General features: G+C 65.1%; 18 protein-coding genes and 1 other RNA gene. 16 read left to right on the forward strand and 3 right to left on the reverse strand.

The genetic code is table 11. The annotated features are described in order from the left end of the window. Positions 1 to 15 precede the first annotated feature (15 nt). From C8J40_RS00845 to C8J40_RS00895, 11 genes are all read left to right on the forward strand, one after another. Positions 16 to 729, forward strand: coding sequence for a DUF448 domain-containing protein (locus C8J40_RS00845; RefSeq protein ID WP_243693154.1), 714 nt, complete (start codon positions 16 to 18; stop codon positions 727 to 729). After that, positions 726 to 3,578, forward strand: coding sequence for a translation initiation factor IF-2 (infB, locus tag C8J40_RS00850; protein ID WP_132895394.1), 2,853 nt, complete (start codon positions 726 to 728; stop codon positions 3,576 to 3,578). Before C8J40_RS00845 ends, infB begins: the two co-directional genes overlap by 4 nt. A gap of 124 nt (positions 3,579 to 3,702) precedes the next feature. Next, positions 3,703 to 4,095, forward strand: coding sequence for a 30S ribosome-binding factor RbfA (gene rbfA, locus C8J40_RS00855; RefSeq protein WP_207901131.1), 393 nt, complete (start codon positions 3,703 to 3,705; stop codon positions 4,093 to 4,095). Between the two features lie 352 nt (positions 4,096 to 4,447). Continuing rightward, positions 4,448 to 5,023 carry a thymidine kinase gene (locus C8J40_RS00860; protein ID WP_132895396.1) on the forward strand — a complete coding sequence of 192 codons (576 nt, stop codon included), beginning with the start codon at positions 4,448 to 4,450 and terminating at the stop codon, positions 5,021 to 5,023. A 143-nt stretch (positions 5,024 to 5,166) separates the two neighbouring features. Further along, positions 5,167 to 6,192 carry a tRNA pseudouridine(55) synthase TruB gene (gene truB, locus C8J40_RS00865; RefSeq protein WP_132895397.1) on the forward strand — a complete coding sequence of 342 codons (1,026 nt, stop codon included), beginning with the start codon at positions 5,167 to 5,169 and terminating at the stop codon, positions 6,190 to 6,192. A gap of 18 nt (positions 6,193 to 6,210) precedes the next feature. Further along, complete coding sequence (gene rpsO / locus C8J40_RS00870; protein ID WP_055881152.1) at positions 6,211 to 6,480, forward strand: 30S ribosomal protein S15; 270 nt, start codon at positions 6,211 to 6,213, stop codon at positions 6,478 to 6,480. A gap of 223 nt (positions 6,481 to 6,703) precedes the next feature. Beyond that, a complete protein-coding gene (pnp, locus tag C8J40_RS00875; protein ID WP_132895398.1) occupies positions 6,704 to 9,136 on the forward strand; it encodes a polyribonucleotide nucleotidyltransferase in 2,433 nt (810 codons plus the stop codon). 150 nt (positions 9,137 to 9,286) lie between these two features. After that, positions 9,287 to 9,646: a response regulator gene (locus C8J40_RS00880; protein WP_132735862.1), complete on the forward strand. Its 360-nt coding sequence runs from the start codon at positions 9,287 to 9,289 to the stop codon at positions 9,644 to 9,646. An 86-nt stretch (positions 9,647 to 9,732) separates the two neighbouring features. Beyond that, entirely contained in the window at positions 9,733 to 10,521 is a 789-nt protein-coding gene (locus C8J40_RS00885; RefSeq protein WP_132895399.1) for a GDSL-type esterase/lipase family protein, read from the forward strand. A 22-nt stretch (positions 10,522 to 10,543) separates the two neighbouring features. Then, positions 10,544 to 11,692, forward strand: a complete 1,149-nt coding sequence (locus tag C8J40_RS00890; protein ID WP_132895400.1) for an acyltransferase family protein — start codon at positions 10,544 to 10,546, stop codon at positions 11,690 to 11,692. Positions 11,693 to 11,829: 137 nt separating this feature from the next. Then, on the forward strand, positions 11,830 to 12,561 hold the full coding sequence (locus C8J40_RS00895; protein WP_132895401.1) for a hypothetical protein: 732 nt from the start codon (positions 11,830 to 11,832) through the stop codon (positions 12,559 to 12,561). A 48-nt stretch (positions 12,562 to 12,609) separates the two neighbouring features. Here C8J40_RS00895 and ssrA read toward each other — a convergent pair. After that, positions 12,610 to 12,965, reverse strand: a transfer-messenger RNA (tmRNA) gene (gene ssrA / locus C8J40_RS00900). A 100-nt stretch (positions 12,966 to 13,065) separates the two neighbouring features. On the opposite strand from ssrA, the gene C8J40_RS00905 reads away from it, so the two are divergent. After that, entirely contained in the window at positions 13,066 to 13,497 is a 432-nt protein-coding gene (locus C8J40_RS00905) for an Rrf2 family transcriptional regulator (RefSeq protein WP_132735874.1), read from the forward strand. 148 nt (positions 13,498 to 13,645) lie between these two features. On the opposite strand, the gene mscL is transcribed toward C8J40_RS00905, so the two are convergent. After that, positions 13,646 to 14,116 carry a large conductance mechanosensitive channel protein MscL gene (gene mscL, locus C8J40_RS00910; protein ID WP_132895402.1) on the reverse strand — a complete coding sequence of 157 codons (471 nt, stop codon included), beginning with the start codon at positions 14,114 to 14,116 and terminating at the stop codon, positions 13,646 to 13,648. Positions 14,117 to 14,239: 123 nt separating this feature from the next. Here mscL and C8J40_RS00915 point away from each other — a divergent pair, with 123 nt between their 5' ends. The 4 genes from C8J40_RS00915 to C8J40_RS00930 are packed head-to-tail and all read left to right on the forward strand — an operon-like array spanning position 14,240 to position 16,868. Continuing rightward, positions 14,240 to 14,836, forward strand: coding sequence for a LemA family protein (locus C8J40_RS00915; RefSeq protein WP_132735877.1), 597 nt, complete (start codon positions 14,240 to 14,242; stop codon positions 14,834 to 14,836). 10 nt (positions 14,837 to 14,846) lie between these two features. Continuing rightward, positions 14,847 to 15,701 (forward strand): TPM domain-containing protein, encoded by an 855-nt coding sequence (locus C8J40_RS00920; RefSeq protein ID WP_132895403.1) that lies wholly within the window; start codon positions 14,847 to 14,849, stop codon positions 15,699 to 15,701. Position 15,702: 1 nt separating this feature from the next. Next, positions 15,703 to 16,368 carry a hypothetical protein gene (locus tag C8J40_RS00925; protein ID WP_132895404.1) on the forward strand — a complete coding sequence of 222 codons (666 nt, stop codon included), beginning with the start codon at positions 15,703 to 15,705 and terminating at the stop codon, positions 16,366 to 16,368. Continuing rightward, on the forward strand, positions 16,365 to 16,868 hold the full coding sequence (locus C8J40_RS00930; RefSeq protein ID WP_132895405.1) for an NUDIX hydrolase: 504 nt from the start codon (positions 16,365 to 16,367) through the stop codon (positions 16,866 to 16,868). Before C8J40_RS00925 ends, C8J40_RS00930 begins: the two co-directional genes overlap by 4 nt. A gap of 99 nt (positions 16,869 to 16,967) precedes the next feature. Here the strand turns inward: C8J40_RS00930 and C8J40_RS00935 are convergent, their stop codons facing one another. Next, positions 16,968 to 17,249 (reverse strand): ETC complex I subunit, encoded by a 282-nt coding sequence (locus tag C8J40_RS00935; RefSeq protein ID WP_056051595.1) that lies wholly within the window; start codon positions 17,247 to 17,249, stop codon positions 16,968 to 16,970. Between the last annotated feature and the right edge of the window lie 2 nt (positions 17,250 to 17,251).

A 17,251-nucleotide genomic window follows, 5' to 3' on the forward strand; every position in this document is an offset into this window, starting at 1 on the left:
GAGGGGAATGAGCCAGTGCGCAAGTGCATTCTTTCGGGTGAACGCGACGTCAGGCCGCATCTGGTGCGACTCGCGTTGTCACCCGATGGCCAGATCCTGCCCGACGTCCGCGCCAAGGCTCCAGGCCGCGGCGCTTGGATCGGGGTGACTCGAGTCGAGCTCGAAGCCGCGATCAAGAAGGGCAAGCTCAAGGGCGCTCTGTCCCGCGCGTTCAAGACCGGCGAGTTCACCATCGATCCCGAGCTTCCCGCCAAGATCGAAGCCGCGCTCGAGCGTAACGCGCTCGACCGGCTCGGTCTCGAATCGCGGTCCGGCACGGTGCTGATCGGTTCCGACCGGATCGAGCAGAACGCACGTCAGGGGAAGCTGAAGACGCTCTATCACGCGTCCGACGCGGCCGAGGATGGCAACCGCAAGCTCGACCAGGCATGGCGCATCGGCAACGATGTCGAGGGCTCGGGTTTGCGGGGGTTGGCACTCCCGGTGTCGCGCACCATATTGGCGTTGGCGCTGGGACGGGAAAATGTGGTACACATTGGCCTGACAGACCGCGCTGCAGCAAAGCGGGTGAGCGAAGCGCTCGACCGTTGGCTGCATTTTATCGGCTCCGAACCTTCTTCCGTGTCTTGCGAAACGGCCTCGCAGGGCGCATCGGCGTCACAAAATATAGGGGCGTCCGGATCGACCGGACAACGCCCGGCCGTGGACATGACTGAGGAATTTGAGTGAGCGACACGGACAACGAGAAGCCGAAACTTGGCATGCGCGCACCCTTGGGTGTGAAGCGCACGGTCGAGACCGGCCAGGTGAAGCAGAGCTTCAGCCACGGCCGATCGAATACGGTGATCGTGGAAACCAAGCGCGCGCGCGTCCTGCGCCGTCCGGGCGAGCCCGACGTGCAGGTCGCGGACGCCCCGGTTGCCGCGCCCGCCCCGGCTGCGGCGCCCGCCGCTCCGGCACCGCAGGCGCGCGCGCCGCAGCCTGCGCCCGCCCCCGTGCGCCAGCAGCAGAGCAATCTGTCCCCGCAGGAGCGCCAGGCCAAGCTGCTCCGCGAGGCCGAAGAGCAGCGCATGAACACGCTGGAAGAAGGGCGTCGTCGCCAGGAAGCCGAACGGGCCAAGGCGATCGAAGACGAGCGTAACCGCGTCGCCGATCGTGCGCGTGCCGAGGCTGAAGCCAAGGCGCCGAAGCCCGTCGAGGCCCCTGCGCCTGCGCCCGCACCTGTCGTCGAAGCGGCTCCCGCTCCGGTCGCGGCTCCGACGCCAGCGCCTGCGCCGGCTCCGGTCGAAGCGCCCGTTGTTGCGGCGCCTGCCCCGGCTCCGGTTGCTGCGGCACCTGCGCCTGCACCGAAGCCTGCTCCGGTAGCTGCCGCTCCTGCACCGGCTCCCAAGCCCGCACCGGCCCCCGTCGCACCGCCGGCACCGCCGCCCATTTTGGAACTGACCCGCGATCCGGCGTTTCCGGCACCGCGCCGGTTCTCGCCGGTGGCGCGTCCAGAGCGTCCTCCGCCGCCGCCAAAGCCTGTCGCAGCACCCGCTGCCGCAGCGCCGACCACGGCTGCGAATGCCGGCACGACCGCGGCGCGCCCCGGCGCGACCGGCGTCAACGCTCCGGCTGGTGGCGTCCGTCGCGACGCCGTGCCTGCGCGTCCGCAGCAGCGTGACCGCAAGGGTGACGATCGTCGCACCTCGGGCAAGCTCACCGTCAACCGCGCGCTCGGCGATGGTGATGGTGCACGCGCTCGCTCGCTCGCCGCGCTGAAGCGTGCGCGCGAGAAGGAGCGTCGTGGCACCGGTGGTCCGCGCGAGGCGCAGGCCAAGCAGATCCGCGACGTCGTCGTTCCAGAAGCGATCACCGTGCAGGAACTCGCCAACCGCATGGCCGAGAAGGGTGCCGACCTCGTCAAGGCGCTGTTCAAGATGGGCATGCCCGTCACGATGACGCAGACGATCGACCAGGATACCGCCGAGTTGCTCGTCACCGAGTTCGGCCACAACCTGACGCGCGTCAGCGATGTCGACCAGGATCTGGCCAACGACACGATCGACGATGCCGAGGAGACGCTGAAGCCACGTGCGCCGGTCGTCACGATCATGGGTCACGTCGATCACGGCAAGACGTCGTTGCTCGATGCCCTGCGCGGCACCGACGTGGTGCGCGGCGAAGCGGGTGGCATCACCCAGCATATCGGCGCGTATCAGGTCACGCTGAAGGACAAGTCGAAGATCACCTTCCTCGACACGCCGGGCCATGAGGCGTTCACGCAGATGCGTGCGCGTGGCGCGGACGTCACCGACATCGTCATCCTGGTGGTGGCGGCGGACGACGGCCTGATGCCGCAGACGGTGGAGGCGATCGCCCACACCAAGGCGGCGGGCGTGCCGATGATCGTCGCGATCAACAAGATCGACAAGGAAGGCGCCAATGCCCAGAAGGTGCGCGAGCGCCTGCTGAGCGAGGAGATCGTGGTCGAGGACATGGGCGGCGACGTCCAGGACGTCGAAGTCTCCGCGACCAAGAAGATCGGTCTCGATGCGTTGATCGAGAAGATCCAGCTCCAGGCCGAACTGCTCGAACTGCGCGCCAATCCGGATCGCGCGGCCGAGGGTACGGTGATCGAGGCCAAGCTCGACAAGGGTCGCGGGCCCGTCGCGACGATCCTCGTCAACCGCGGCACGCTGCGGGTCGGCGACATCTTCGTGGTCGGCGGCGAGAGCGGCAAGGTCCGTGCGCTGGTCGACGACAAGGGCAAGCAGATCAAGGAAGCGGGTCCGGCGATGCCGGTCGAGGTCCTCGGTCTGTCGGGTGTTCCGCAGGCGGGCGATCCGTTCCAGGTCGTCGAGAACGAGGCACGGGCCCGCGAAGTCGCGGAATATCGTCGCAGCGTGAAGACCGACAAGCGCACCGCATCGGTTCCCGCCAGCCTGGAGAGCATGTTCTCAGCGCTGAAGGAAAAGCAGGCGATCGAATATCCGCTGGTCGTAAAGGCGGATACGCAGGGCACGGTCGAGGCGATCGTCGGGGCGATCAACAAGATCTCCACCGACCTGATCAAGGCGCGCGTGCTGAGCTCGGGCGTCGGCGGTATCACCGAGTCGGACGTCACCTTGGCGGCCGCTTCTGGGGCACCGATCATCGGCTTCAACGTTCGTCCGAACGCCAAGGCACGCGAGATCGCAGAGCGTCAGAAGGTCGCGTTCAAGTATTACGACGTGATCTACGACCTGATCGACGAGATCCGGGCGGGGATGGCAGGCGAGCTTGGGCCGGAAGCGTTCGAGACGGTCGTCGGTCGTGCCGATATCCGCGAGGTCTTCTCGGCGGGCAAGCACGGCAAGGCGGCAGGTCTGCTCGTCACCGAGGGCAATATCCGCAAGGCGCTCAAGGCGCGCATCACGCGCAACGACGTCATCATCTACCAGGGCGAAATCGCATCGCTGCGTCGCTTCAAGGATGATGTCGCCGAGGTCCGTGCGGGGCTGGAGTGCGGCGTGACGTTCACGTCGAACTTCGTCGACATCAAGGCCGGCGACGTCCTCGAGACGTTCGAAGTCGAGATGCGCGAACGTACTTTGTAACTTACTGCTCCCCCTCCCGCTCGCGGGAGGGGGCTGGGGGGTGGGCACCCGCCATCCACGGCACGATACGCTGAGGCCGGGCGCCCACCCCCGGCCCCTCCCGCAAGCGGGAGGGGAGTTAAAGATTATGAAGACCGATACCCCAGAAGCAAAAGCCGTCCGCTCGCTACGAGTCGGCGAACAGGCGCGTCACGCCTTGTCGGACATCCTCGCGCGCGGCGACGTCCACGATCCGTTGCTCGAAAAGCACCTCGTGACGATCACCGAAGTCCGCATGTCCCCCGACCTTCGCCACGCCACCGTCTTCGTGAAGCCGCTGCTCGGCAAGGACGAGGAGAAGGTGCTGAAGGCTCTGCGGACCAACACCGCTTATCTCCAACGCGAAGTCGCGAACCGGGTGCAGATGCGGTATGCCGCCAAGCTGAAGTTCCTCGCGGATGAGAGCTTCGACGAAGGCACGCATATCGACCAGTTGTTGCGTGATCCGCATGTGGCGCGGGATTTGGCGGAAGATTGATGGTGCCGGGCTGCTAGCACTTCGCTTGCAATCAATTGGAGGGGCGGATCGAGCAAAATCGCCGGCTCCCCCTTTGCGCCCGCGCGATACCCTCCACCCTCCCGTTCGTGCTGAGTAGAGACCGAGTAGCTTCGAAGAAGCGTATCGAGAGCTCGTATCTAAGCACCGGCCCCGAGCGCCAACCTGTCCTTCGATACGCCGCTTCGACACGCTCAGCAGCTACTCAGGACGAACGGGTGGTGGTTGGGCAACAGGTGGCAAGAGGTGGTCGTGCGGGAGCGGCTTTGGGAATTCCGAGCCATAGTGCACCGCTCCTCTGGACATCCTCCCGCGTTCCCGCTCTTTGCCCACAATGGCCAAGCTGTATTTCTACTACGCCTCCATGAACGCGGGGAAGTCGACGAACCTGTTGCAGGCGGACTTCAACTACCGTGAGCGGGGGATGCGGACGATGCTGTTCACCGCGGCGATCGACGATCGTTTCGCGGCGGGGACGATCACGTCGCGGATCGGGCTGGAGGCGCCGGCAATCGCGTTCGATGCGGGGACGGATATCGGGGCCTGCGTAATCCGGCAGCACGGCGAGGACGCGATTTCGTGCGTGTTGGTGGACGAGGCGCAGTTTCTGACCTCCGCGCAGGTCGATCAGCTTGCGCATATCTGCGACGTGGTTGGGATACCGGTGCTGGCGTACGGCTTGCGGACCGATTTCCAGGGAGCGCTGTTTCCGGGGTCGGCGCGGTTGCTGGCGTTGGCGGACTCGCTGGTGGAGATCAAGTCGGTTTGCGGGTGTGGGCGGAAAGCTACGATGAACCTGCGGGTCGACGGGAACGGGCGGGCGATTGCCGAGGGGCAGCAGACCGAGATTGGCGGAAATGACCGCTATGTCGCGCTGTGTCGGCGGCATTTTTGTGAGGCTTTGGGGTAGGCTTTATCCCTCCCCGTCATCCTGACGAAAGTCAGGATCCAGGGTACCGAACACCGTCGCTTGTGGCTCTGGGTCCTGACTTTCGTCAGGATGACGGAGTGGGTAGCAGCTCCCGCCTCAATTGAATTCTAGGAATTACGCGCATGCATGGCTGGATCATTCTCGACAAGCCGCTGGGGCTTGGCTCGACGCAGGGGGTGTCGGCGGTGAAGCGTGCCTTGCGCAGCGGCGGGTATGGGAAGTTCAAGGTGGGGCATGGGGGGACGCTCGATCCGCTGGCCACCGGGGTTCTGCCGATTGCGGTTGGCGAGGCGACGAAGCTGGCCGGGCGAATGCTCGATAGCGACAAGATCTATGACTTCACGGTGATGTTCGGGGTTCAGACGGATACGCTGGATGCCGAGGGGGTGAGCATCGCTACGTCCGATGTTCGGCCGACTCTGGCGGCGGTGGAGGCTGTGCTTGCGCAGTTTACCGGGCCGATTTCACAGGTGCCGCCAGCGTACTCCGCGCTGAAGGTGGATGGAGAACGGGCTTATGATCTGGCTCGGGCTGGGCATGAGGTGGTGCTGGCTAGCCGGGATGTGACGATCCACAGCTTGAGATCCTCCCCGGTACGGGGAGGGGGACCAGCGCAGCTGGTGGAGGGGGGCTTCCGCGAGCGTTCCGCTGGTGGCGAGCCCCCCTCCACCACCGTCCAAGCGGACGGCGGTCCCCCTCCCCGTTCCGGGGAGGAATTGCAGCCCCCCCTTCCCCACACTCCCCTTGAGGAGGTCACGCTTACCGCGCATGTGTCGAAGGGCACCTACATCCGCTCCCTGGCGCGCGACATCGCGATCGCGCTCGGCACCGTCGGCCACGTTACCATGCTACGCCGCACCAAGGCCGGCCCGTTCGACCTCTCCCCCGCGATATCGCTGGACAAACTGGACGAACTCGCTAGAGGCAACGCGCTTGAAGATGTACTTCTGCCCTTGAGGGTGGCGCTGGACGACATCCCGGCTCTCTCCCTCACCCCCGACCAGGCAGGGGCGCTCCGACAGGGGCGTATCTTGGCCGGGATCGCCGCAGACGATGGCCAATACTTTGCCGAGCTGGACGCTGTCCCGGTCGCGCTGGTCGAGGTCGAGGACGGAGACGTCCGGGTCGTTCGCGGTTTCAATCTGTGATGTCGAGGACATGAATTCATGACGATTACCGCTGAACGCAAGACCGAGCTCGTCAAGGAGCATTCGCGCGCCGAGGGTGACACCGGTTCGCCGGAAGTTCAGGTCGCGATCCTGACCGAGCGCATCAAGAACCTGACCGAGCATTTCAAGGGCCACAAGAAGGACAACCACTCGCGTCGTGGTCTTCTCATGATGGTCAACAAGCGCCGGACGCTGCTGGATTATCTCCGTCACAAGGACGGCCAGCGCTATCTGGATCTGATCGCGAAGCTCGGTCTCCGCAAGTAACTTAGACGGCTCCCCTCGGGGGGCCGTTTTCGTATATAGGGTTGTTCTCCCGCGAAGGCGGGAGTCCAGACTGGGCCCCCGCCTTCGCGGGGGAACAAGGAACTGGAGCGGCGGCAATTCGGCCACCCCTCCTGGGATGACAATTCATCCCACACCGCCGCGGGCCGGCTAAGCCCGCACATAGGCCCCGTTCGCATCTGGCGACCGGAGTGAAGGAAAAAGAATGTTCGATACCAAGACCGTAAGCGCCCAGTGGGGCGGCAAGACGCTGACGCTCGAGACCGGCCGCGTTGCGCGCCAGGCCAACGGCGCAGTCCTCGCCACCCTCGGCGAGACCGTCGTTCTGTGCGCCGTGACGGCTGCACGGACCGTCAAGGAAGGGCAGGATTTTTTCCCGCTCACCGTCCATTACCAGGAGAAGTTCTCCGCGAGCGGCCGCATCCCCGGCGGCTTCTTCAAGCGTGAGCGTGGCGCGACCGAAAAGGAGACGCTGACCAGCCGTCTCATCGATCGCCCGATCCGTCCCCTTTTCCCAGAGGGTTTCTACAACGAGATCAACGTGATTTGCCAGGTTCTGTCGTATGACGGCGAGAACGAGCCGGACGTCCTCGCGATGGTCGCGGCCTCGGCAGCGCTGACGATCTCGGGCGTGCCGTTCATGGGCCCGATCGGCGCAGCACGCGTCGGTTACGTCGATGGCGCGTACATCCTCAACCCGACGCTCGAGGAAGCCAAGGCTGGCGATCTCGACCTCGTCGTCGCCGCCACCGGCCAGGCCGTGATGATGGTCGAATCGGAAGCCAAGGAGCTTTCGGAAGAGATCATGCTCGGCGCCGTGCAGTTCGCCCACAAGGCCTGCCGCGAGGCCGCGAACCTGATCATCGATCTGGCCGAGATGGCCGCGAAGGATCCTTGGGAAATGGCCGAGCAGGCTGACCTGTCGACCGCCAAGGACAAGCTGAAGAAGCTGATCGGCAAGGACATCGCGGCCGCCTACAAGGTGACCGACAAGTCCAAGCGGTCGGACCTGCTGAATGCCGCTCGTGCGAAGGGCAAGACCGCATTTGCGGACGCGTCGCCGCAGGACCAGATGGCAGCCGGCAAGCTGATGAAGAAGCTGGAGGCGGAGATCGTCCGCGGCGCCATCCTCAAGGACGGCACCCGCATCGACGGCCGCACCACCACGCAGATCCGTCCGATCGAGGCGATGGTCCACTTCCTCCCGCGTACGCACGGCTCGGCGCTGTTCACGCGCGGCGAGACGCAGTCGATCTGCACCACCACGCTCGGTACGCGCGATGCGGAGCAGATGATCGATGGTCTCAATGGCCTGTCGTACGAAAACTTCATGCTGCACTACAACTTCCCGCCATACTCGGTCGGTGAAGTCGGTCGCTTCGGTGCGCCGGGTCGTCGCGAAGTCGGTCACGGCAAGCTCGCATGGCGCGCGCTGCACCCGGTGCTGCCGACCAAGGAAGAGTTCCCGTACACGATCCGCGTCCTGTCGGACATCACCGAGAGCAACGGCTCGTCGTCGATGGCAACGGTCTGCGGCGGTTCGCTGTCGATGATGGATGCCGGCGTTCCGCTGAAGCGTCCGGTGTCGGGCATCGCGATGGGTCTGATCCTCGAGGGCAAGAACTTTGCGGTTCTCAGCGACATCCTCGGCGACGAGGATCACCTCGGCGACATGGACTTCAAGGTTGCGGGCACGTCCGAGGGCATCACCACGATGCAGATGGACATCAAGATCGCCGGCATCACCGAAGAGATCATGGGCAAGGCGCTGGCGCAGGCCAAGGAAGGCCGCGCGCACATCCTCGGCGAGATGGCCAAGGCACTCGACCACACGCGTGAGGAACTGTCGGCGCACGCACCGCGCATCGAGAGCTTCCAGATCGACAAGTCGAAGATCCGTGAAGTCATCGGCACCGGCGGCAAGGTGATCCGCGAGATCGTCGCGCAGACCGGCGCCAAGGTCGACATCGACGACGAAGGCGTGATCAAGGTGTCGTCGTCCGACCCCGCGCAGATCGAAGCCGCGATCAAGTGGATCAAGGGCCTCGTCGAGGAAGCCGAAGTCGGCAAGGTTTATGACGGCAAGGTCGTCAACCTGGTCGATTTCGGGGCGTTCGTGAACTTCATGGGTGGCAAGGACGGTCTCGTCCATGTGTCCGAAATCAAGAACGAGCGCGTCGAGAAGGTCTCGGACGCCCTGACCGAAGGCCAGGAGGTCAAGGTCAAGGTTCTCGAGATCGATCCGCGCGGCAAGGTTCGCCTGTCGATGCGCGTCGTCGACCAGACGACCGGCGAAGAGCTGGAGGACACTCGTCCTGCACGTGAGCCCCGTGAGGGTGGCGATCGTGGTCCGCGCGGTCCACGTCGCGATGGCGATGGCGGTCGTGATGCCGGCAACGGCGGCGGCGGTCGTGGTCCGCGCGGCGAAGGCGGCGGCGGTGACCGTGGCTCGCGTGGCCCACGTCGCGACGGCGATGGCGGCCGCGACGCAGGCGGCAACGGCGGTGGCCGTGGCCCGCGTCGCGATGGCGGCGGTGGCGGTGCCCAGACTGAAGGCCGCGCTCCCCGCGCCGAGCGTTCCGAGGGCGACAAGGCCCCCGAGTTCGCCCCGGCGTTCCTGACGGGCGATCGCGACTAAAGCATTGCCGCACTGTGGTAATGTGGAAGGGGCTCGGGAAACCGGGCCCCTTTTTCTATGCGACGAGCGGTCCGTCGCATTGTTTCACAAAGAAGTCGGCCAAGCTCGGAACGGAGCGATCGGCCAGCGGTTCGAACCGATATGAAGAGTATGTCGAAGTCCGTGGTCCTCGTTGTCGATGATGATCCGCTTGTACGCGTTCACTCCAACCTTGCGCTGGAGGATGCCGGGTTCGAGGTGGTCGAGGCCTGCAACGCCAGCGACGCCTTGGCGCGGCTGGAGGAACGGCCCGACATCGGCGCCTTGTTCACCGATATAAAGATGCCGGGCCAGCTCGATGGTGTCGGCTTGGCCAATGCCGTCTATGATCGGCGTCCGGACATCGCCATCCTCGTCACGTCGGGCGCCGGCGAGATCTGCGAGACCATGTTGCCGGGCGATGCTCGTTTCATTCCCAAACCTTATACTGGCGCACAGTTGAGCCGACTGTTGCACCAGCAACTCGATTGACCATGCCCGCGCCGATCGCTGCGGATTAACGTTTGGCTTACACCGTCCGGCTATGTCGTCTGGCTAGGGCAATTAGGTGAGGCGCAGTGGCGCGAGGCGACGACGATATTCCTGCGGCTCGGCTTCACAGCGATAGCCGCCATTCCACCCGATCGGCTTCGCGGTGGGCCGAGCTGGGCAAGCTGAGCGTCGCCGCATCGGTCTTTGCGGTCGTCTTCGGCGGCGGCGTGCTCGTGATGCAGTCGCGCGCGGCGATGCGTGCGGCATCCGCCACGCTTCCCGACGGCGGTCCGGCGAACGGTTGCGCGCTGTGGTTCATCGGCAGTTCGACGATCCACAAATGGAGCACGCTGGCGACCGATATGGCGCCGTTGGATGCACGCAACCGCGGCGTCGACGGCGCGACGATGCCCGAATTGCTGCAGATGATCCGCAACGAGCCGCGTGGCACGCCGCCGCGCGCGATCGTCTTCTACGCAGGCGAGAACGATATCGCCAAAGGGGCTAGCGCCGCCGACGATATCGCCAATCTGCGGACGTTCCTGAAGCTGAAGTCAGCTAGATGGGGCAATCTTCCGGTCGTGATCGTGTCGCTGAAGCCGACGCCGACGCGGTGGGGCAACCTTCCCGAACAGACCGCCTTCAACACCGCCGCGCGCGCGATCGCGCTACGCACACCGGGTGCGACGTTCGTCAACATCGTCCCGCTGTTCCTGGTGAACCACCGTCCCGGCGCATTTTATGTCGATGACGGCATCCATCTCAATGCTGCCGGCTATGGCAGGCTGACCGCCGCGATCCAGCCGACCCTGAAAACCATCATACGGCATGCGCCCGCCCGGGCATGTCCCCAGCCGCTAGAAGCGCAATCTTGACCGGTCGGGCGATCGTCGGGCGATGAGCATCGGCGCGCCCGGTACCAGGATCGAAGGTCTGTCGATGTGGCGGGCGATCCTGATGCTTGGCGGCGTCCTATTGCATGGCGCGATCAGCCTCGAGCATATCCCCGTATTCGCTGCGATCCCGCTGATCTCACACGCCTTCCGGATGGGCAGCTTCATGCTGATCTCCGGCCTGTTGTGCGGTTACGCCATGGCGCGACGCCGGTCGCCACTGGCGTGGCTGGGTCGGCGCAGCATCCAGATCGGCGTGCCGCTGCTGGTCGGGCTGCTCGTGATCTGTCCGCTGATCGGCTGGATGCTCGACGACCTCCCCGATCGCACGCGCTGGCCCTTCGTGTTGGCGCACGACTGGTATCACCTCTGGTTTCTCGTCGCGCTGCTCGCCTATGCGCCGCTCAGCTACGCGTTTCACCAATGGGATCGTCGCTATGGCGTGATCGTCCGGATCGAGCAGGCGCTCGCCGACCGTTCGATTGGCTCGGGCCGATCGGCACAGACCGTCGTCCTGCTCGCCACCGCACTCGCATGCTGCGCGCTGGTGATGCTCACCCGTCAGATCCTGGCGGGCCATATTCCGCCGGGTTATGCCGCGCCCTTGTCGCATATCCAGCTGATGCTCGGCTATGCGCCCTTCTATCTGCTTGGTTTCCTGCTCGCACGGTCGCCGATGCTGTTCCGCGCGGCGACGCACTCGATCCGCATGCCGGTCATCATCCTGGTCTGCGTCGGTATCGTCTATGCAGGCTGGTTCGGCGGCGTGAGACTGGCGCTCGATCCGCTCCGTCGGGCGATCGTCGGCGATCTCGTCGAGCTGATCGGGATGGCGATATGCCCCCCCGCCGCATCGGTCCTGATCCTGCGATCGGCGATCACGATACGAACCATCCCGACGATCGTCCGGCGGTTCGCGGATGCATCGTTCACGATCTACATCCTGCATTTTCCGGTCATCATCGCAGCAAAGCTTGTGCTCATGCACATAGCGTGGAACCCCTATGTCGAATTCTCGATCACGATCGTGGCAGCATCGGCGATCACCTATGCCGCACATTTCCTGGCCGTCGAAAGATTTCCCCTGATGTCGTTCCTGCTCAATGGCCGCTATCCCGACTCTACAAAGCAGACCGAAGCAGTCCTGGTCTGAATCCCCAGGACTTGATCTATCGCAAGAGGCCGCCACCATCCTGTAAACTTGCTTGCCGGATCATCCGATTGCGATCATCGTCCAGTATCCGGATCCGGTATCTGGGTATCTGGGTATCGACTCGCGGGGGCGACAGGATGGCAACGGCGATTACGACAGGGGCGCCACAGCGCGGCGTCCTCGTGAGCGAACGGCGGTTTTTCCTGCTCATGGCACTTGCGATCGCCGCCACGGTTGTCATCGGCTTCACCATGAACGCAGCGCGGATGCACTGGAGTTTTCTGGCGCTGCCGCCGCAGGTGCATCTGCACGCGGCCGCGTTTTCGGCGTGGATCCTGCTGTACGTCGTGCAGAACTGGCTGATCGTACGCGGTTCCCTCAAATGGCATCGGCAGTTGGGCGCACTCGGTGCGGGTATCGCGGTCGTGATGGTGGTGCTGGGCATCGTCACCACCGTCATGGCGATCGAGCAGCACCGCGTGCCGCCATTCTTTCCGCCCGGCATCTTCCTCGTGCTCGACGTGCTGGGGGTGATCGGCTTCGGTATCCTGACCGCCTGGGCGATCGTGCTGCGCAGGCAGGCGGCGTGGCACAAGAGGCTGATGCTGTGCGGGACGATCCTCGTCATGTCGCCAGCGATCGGGCGCATCCTGCCGATGCCGTTGCTCGGCAAGTTCGCAGGGCTCGGGGTGTTTGCGGTGATGGCGCTTTATGTGATCGCGGGCATGGTGTTCGACGTGCGATCGCGCGGCCGCGTCCATTCCGCCTATTGGTGGGGCGGTGGCGTGTTGGTCGCGACGCAAATGCTGATCGGGCTGCTCGGAATAAGTCCGCCGGTGCTCCGCCTGGTGGAGCGTCTCGCCGCGTGATGTGGGGACAGTGGGGAGCTTCTGTTGCTCGGTGCCCCCCGTACCGCCGGTGTCCACTTCTGTTGCCCGGTGTGGCCCGAACCGCGCTTTCGTCCGTATAACTTAGGTCGTTAGACCGTCAGTTATGCGGCAATTGCGAGTGCTTCGTTATCGTTGGCACTTGTGTATGGGCCGTTGCGGTGGTCCCATTCCGAGCGAAACATAGCGTCGTTGAACACACGTCGATCCTAGTTCGACCCCGTCATCGTCCCCCTCTTGCGAAGAGGGCGGTGGTGGAGTCGCCGGGTACTGCCCCCGGGTCCGCTGTGTCTATGACACGCCACGGTTTATCGCCATAGCCGCCAAGAGAAGATTCCCCCGACGGCATGACCGATATAGGGGGGCCGCATCGCGATGAAAAGCCCGGCGCAGGCTGCTTTTTTATCGGAAACGCCAATGTCCTAGCATGCGGCGTGCCAAACCGCCTTCCGCTCGCCACAAAGCGCGTGCATAGCAACCTGCATTATGTTGACGCAGCGCTCCCGCTACGCGCTCCGCGCGATGATCTTCCTTGGCGGTGCCCCCGCCGGTGGCCCTCCCATCCCAATGACGCGGATTGCCGCCGAGGCGAACGTTCCGCGGAAATTCCTCGAGCTGATCCTCGCCGACCTGCGTGAATCCGGGCTGTTGATCAGCCATCGCGGCAAGATGGGCGGCTATTGCCTGTCGCGGCCGAGCCATCTGATTTCGCTGGGCGAGATCATCCGGATCATCGAGGGGCCGCTCGCGCTGGTGCCGTGCGTGAGCCGGACCGCGTACCGGCCGTGCCTCGACTGCAAGAGCGAGGCGGATTGCGCGATCCGCTATGCGATGATGCGGGTTCGGGACGAGACTGCGCGGATCCTGGATGGGACGAGCCTGGCCGATGCCAACGCCGAGGATCTGGTAGCAGCGTAATTTTACCCTTCTCCCCTGCGGGGAGAAGGTGGCGCGGTAGCGTCGGATGAGGGGGAGTTGGGATGCGCTCCCAAGCTTCAAGCCCCTCACCCTTCCGTCGCCTACGGCTCCTCCCTCCCTCTCCCCAACGGGGAGAGGGACAAGGCAATCACCCCCGCGCCTTCAACTCGTCGCGGATCTCGCGGAGCAGCGCGATCTCGACGGGCTCCGGCGCAGGCGCGACGGCCACCGCCTCTTCCTCGCGCTTCAACCGCGCCGTCTCGCGCTCGATCAGCGCCGCGGTCCGGTTCACCACGCGCAGAATCATGAAGATGATACCCGCGACGATCACGAAATTGACCAGCTGCGTCGCGAACGCGCCATAGCCGAGCAGCGGCACGCCGGCCTTCTTGAGCGCCGCGTAATCGCTCAGCGAGCCGACGTAATTCGCCGGCACCGGCCCCATCCGCCAGAAATAGCTCGAGAAATCGAGCCCGCCGAAGATCTTGCCGATCACCGGCATCAGCACGTCGTCGGTCAGCGACGTGACGATCTTGCCGAACGCCGCGCCGATGATCACCGCGATGGCGAGATCGAGCACGTTGCCGCGCATGATGAACGCCCGAAACTCTTTAAACATCGGCGAATTCCTTGAGCAATGCCGCCCCCTTCTGTTGCCGGCCCAAGGCTAACCGCCGATTTCGGTTTCGCCAACCCTGCGGACTGTCCTATGAGGGTGACACAGGTATTCAGGAGAGCCCCGATGTCACGTGCCCCAATCGCCCGCGGTACCGCCGCAATCCTCCTCGCATCCGCACTCGCCGGGTGCGGGATCAACAGCGTGCCGACCGCCGAGGAAACCGCGAAGGCACGCTGGGCGGACGTCCAGAACAACTATCAGCGTCGCGCCGACCTGATCCCCAACCTCGTGGCGACCGTGAAGGCGGCCGGCGCGCAGGAGAAGGATATTCTCGTCCAGGTGACGCAGGCACGCTCGGCCGCGAACTCGGTCCAGGTTTCGGCCGCTGATCTGTCCGACCCCGCGAAGATGGAGCAGTATCAGCGCGTCCAGGGTGCAGTCGGCGTATCGCTTCAGCGTTTGCAGGAGGCGTATCCCGAGCTGAAGAGCCAGGCCAATTACACCACGCTGATGAGCCAGCTCGAAGGCACCGAGAACCGCATCACGATCGCGCGGCGCGACTATAACGGCGCAGTGCAGGCGTATAACACCAAGATCCGTACCTTCCCCGACGCGGTCGGCGCGAAGATCTTCTACGGTGCCAAGCCGATGGTGCCGTTCGCGGCGACGACGCCGGGCGCCGAAACCGCGCCGACGGTGAACTTCGGCAACGCGAGCTGATCGGGGCCCGATGCTCCGCCATCTCCTGATGCTGGCGTTCGCGGTGCTGCTGGGAAGCAGCGCCGCGACCGCGCAGACCTTGCCCAAGTTCACCGGCTTCGTCGTCGATGCGGCGAACGTGATCCCGCCCGACCAGGAAGCGGCGCTGACCAAGCGGCTCGACGACCTGCAAAAGTCGACCGGCAACCAGCTGGTCGTCGCGACCGTGCCCGACCTCGAAGGCTATCCGATCGAGGATTACGGCAATGCGCTGATCCGGAGCTGGGGCGTCGGGCTGAAGGATGCGAATAACGGCGCGATCCTGCTGGTCGCGCCGAACGACCGGAAGGTGCGGATCGAGGTCGGCTATGGCCTCGAGCCGGTGCTGACCGATGCGTTCTCCAGCGTCGTGATCAACCAGCAGATCCTGCCGCGCTTCAAGGCGGGCGACATTCCCGGCGGCATCGTCGCGGGGACGAACGCGGTGGCGGACCAGCTTGCGCTCCCCGATGCGGAGGCGCGCGCGAAGGTGACGGCGGCGGCGGCGGAGTATGACAAAACGCATCGCCGGTCGAATTCAGGCGGCGGCGGCGTGCCGATCGGGCTGATCTTCTTCGGAATCGTGCTGGCGGCGATCGTCATTCCGATGATATCGCGGCGCGCAGGCGGCAGGCATTACGTCGATGGCGGCAGCCGCGGTGGTGGCAGCGGCGCCTTGCCGATCGTGCTGTGGAGCATCGCCGATGCGATGACCCGTGGCGGCGGCGGCGGTGGTGGCGGCTTCGGTGGCGGCGGCGGCGATAGCGGCGGTGGCTGGGGCGGCGGTGGTTTCGGTGGCGGCGGCGGTGGATCCGGCGGCGGCGGCGGCGCATCGGGGAGTTGGTGACATGCGGCTGAGCGAAACCGACCACGATCGCGTCACCGCGGCAGTGACGCAGGCGGAGACGGCGACGACCGGCGAGATCGTCACGATCGTCGCGCGGCAGTCCGATGCATATCACGACGTATCGATGCACTGGGCGGTGCTGGCGATGCTGCTGACGCTAGCGCTGTTAGCGTACCATCCGGTCGCGGCGGATCATATATATGCGCTGGTCGATCCCTGGCAGGTGGCTCCACAGGGTGCGCTGTACGTGATCGCGCTGGTGCTGGTGACGCTGGTGTTCCTGGCGGTGCGGCTGGTGCTGGCTTGGACGCCGGCGCGGGTGGCGTTGACGCCGGGCGCGACCAAGGCGCGACGCGTGCGGCGACGCGCGCTGCTCCTGTTTCGTGCCGGGGCCGAAAAGCGCACCAAGGGCTCGACCGGCGTGCTGCTGTATCTGTCGCTGGCCGAGCACCGTGCCGAGATCATCGCCGACGATGCGATCCACTCGCGCGTGCCGAACGAGACCTGGGGCGCAGCGATGGCGGCGGTGCTCGCCGGCGTGCGCGACGATCGTCCCGCCGACGGCATGGCAGATGCGGTCGCGCAGATCGGCGCAGTGCTCGCCGAGCATTTCCCGCGCACCGGTGCGCCGGTGAACGAGCTTCCAGATAGGCTGATCGAACTATGAGCAAGACCATGTGGGCGGGCAAATTCCTGACCGTGCAGACCGAAGGCACGTGGGAATTCGCCGCGCGCCAGGGCGAGATCGCAGCGGCGGTAATCGTCGCGATCGACGACGGCGACGTAATCCTAGTCGAGCAGTTCCGCGTACCGCTCGGGCGGGCGTGCCTGGAGCTACCGGCAGGCTTGGTCGGTGACGAGACCGCGGGCGAGAGCGTCGCAGTAGCGGCCGGCCGCGAGTTGGAGGAAGAGACCGGCTACCGGGCGAAGGCAATCGAGGACCTGGGGGTGTTCTATTCGTCGCCCGGGATGACGTCGGAATGCTTCACGCTGGTCCGCGCGACCGGGCTGACGAAGGTAAGCGACGGCGGCGGGGATGGCGACGAGAACATCACCGTGCACCGGGTGCCGCTGGCAGATGTGCCGGCGTTCGTGGCGGAGAAGCGCAAGGCTGGGGTGGCGATCGATACCAAGATGCTGCTGATCCTGGCTGGGTCGATCCTCTAACCAAGAATTGTTTCCCCGCGAAGGCGGGGACCCAGACTGGGCTCCCGCCCTCGCGGGAGAACAAGGAAGTGCGAGAGACTTCGCGCCTCTCAGCTTCGCTTACTTGAAATTATCCGCGTAGCTCTGCAGCTTCAGCGTCTTCTGCGGCGCAGGGACGACGGTGTAGCCGAACCCCTCGCGCTCACAGTGCGCGATCGCGGCTTCTGCGGTCGGGAACAGCAGGCGCAGCTGATCGCGGGTGTCACCGCTGCCGGCCCAGCCGGTGAGCGGGTCGGGGCGCTTGGGCTCCGAGGGTTCGAATTCGAGCTGCCAGGCGTCGGTCCGGTGCTTGCCGGACTGCATGGCGTTCTTGGGGCGCTGGAAGATACGGGCGGTTGGCATGA

This window comes from Sphingomonas sp. PP-CC-3A-396 (genome assembly GCF_004343105.1).
GTDB lineage: Bacteria > Pseudomonadota > Alphaproteobacteria > Sphingomonadales > Sphingomonadaceae > Sphingomonas.

Bases quoted from the DNA above. Each gene is read 5' to 3' on its own strand.
- C8J40_RS00915 (WP_132735877.1), top strand. From the start codon at position 14,240: ATGTCACGTGCCCCAATCGCCCGCGGTACCGCCGCAATCCTCCTCGCA.
- rpsO (WP_055881152.1), top strand. From the start codon at position 6,211: ATGACGATTACCGCTGAACGCAAGACCGAGCTCGTCAAGGAGCATTCG.
- C8J40_RS00935 (WP_056051595.1), bottom strand. From the start codon at position 17,249: ATGCCAACCGCCCGTATCTTCCAGCGCCCCAAGAACGCCATGCAGTCC.
- C8J40_RS00930 (WP_132895405.1), top strand. From the start codon at position 16,365: ATGAGCAAGACCATGTGGGCGGGCAAATTCCTGACCGTGCAGACCGAA.
- C8J40_RS00905 (WP_132735874.1), top strand. From the start codon at position 13,066: ATGTTGACGCAGCGCTCCCGCTACGCGCTCCGCGCGATGATCTTCCTT.
- C8J40_RS00860 (WP_132895396.1), top strand. From the start codon at position 4,448: ATGGCCAAGCTGTATTTCTACTACGCCTCCATGAACGCGGGGAAGTCG.
- mscL (WP_132895402.1), bottom strand. From the start codon at position 14,116: ATGTTTAAAGAGTTTCGGGCGTTCATCATGCGCGGCAACGTGCTCGAT.
- truB (WP_132895397.1), top strand. From the start codon at position 5,167: ATGCATGGCTGGATCATTCTCGACAAGCCGCTGGGGCTTGGCTCGACG.
- C8J40_RS00895 (WP_132895401.1), top strand. From the start codon at position 11,830: ATGGCAACGGCGATTACGACAGGGGCGCCACAGCGCGGCGTCCTCGTG.
- C8J40_RS00920 (WP_132895403.1), top strand. From the start codon at position 14,847: ATGCTCCGCCATCTCCTGATGCTGGCGTTCGCGGTGCTGCTGGGAAGC.
- C8J40_RS00890 (WP_132895400.1), top strand. From the start codon at position 10,544: ATGAGCATCGGCGCGCCCGGTACCAGGATCGAAGGTCTGTCGATGTGG.
- C8J40_RS00880 (WP_132735862.1), top strand. From the start codon at position 9,287: ATGTCGAAGTCCGTGGTCCTCGTTGTCGATGATGATCCGCTTGTACGC.
- pnp (WP_132895398.1), top strand. From the start codon at position 6,704: ATGTTCGATACCAAGACCGTAAGCGCCCAGTGGGGCGGCAAGACGCTG.
- C8J40_RS00925 (WP_132895404.1), top strand. From the start codon at position 15,703: ATGCGGCTGAGCGAAACCGACCACGATCGCGTCACCGCGGCAGTGACG.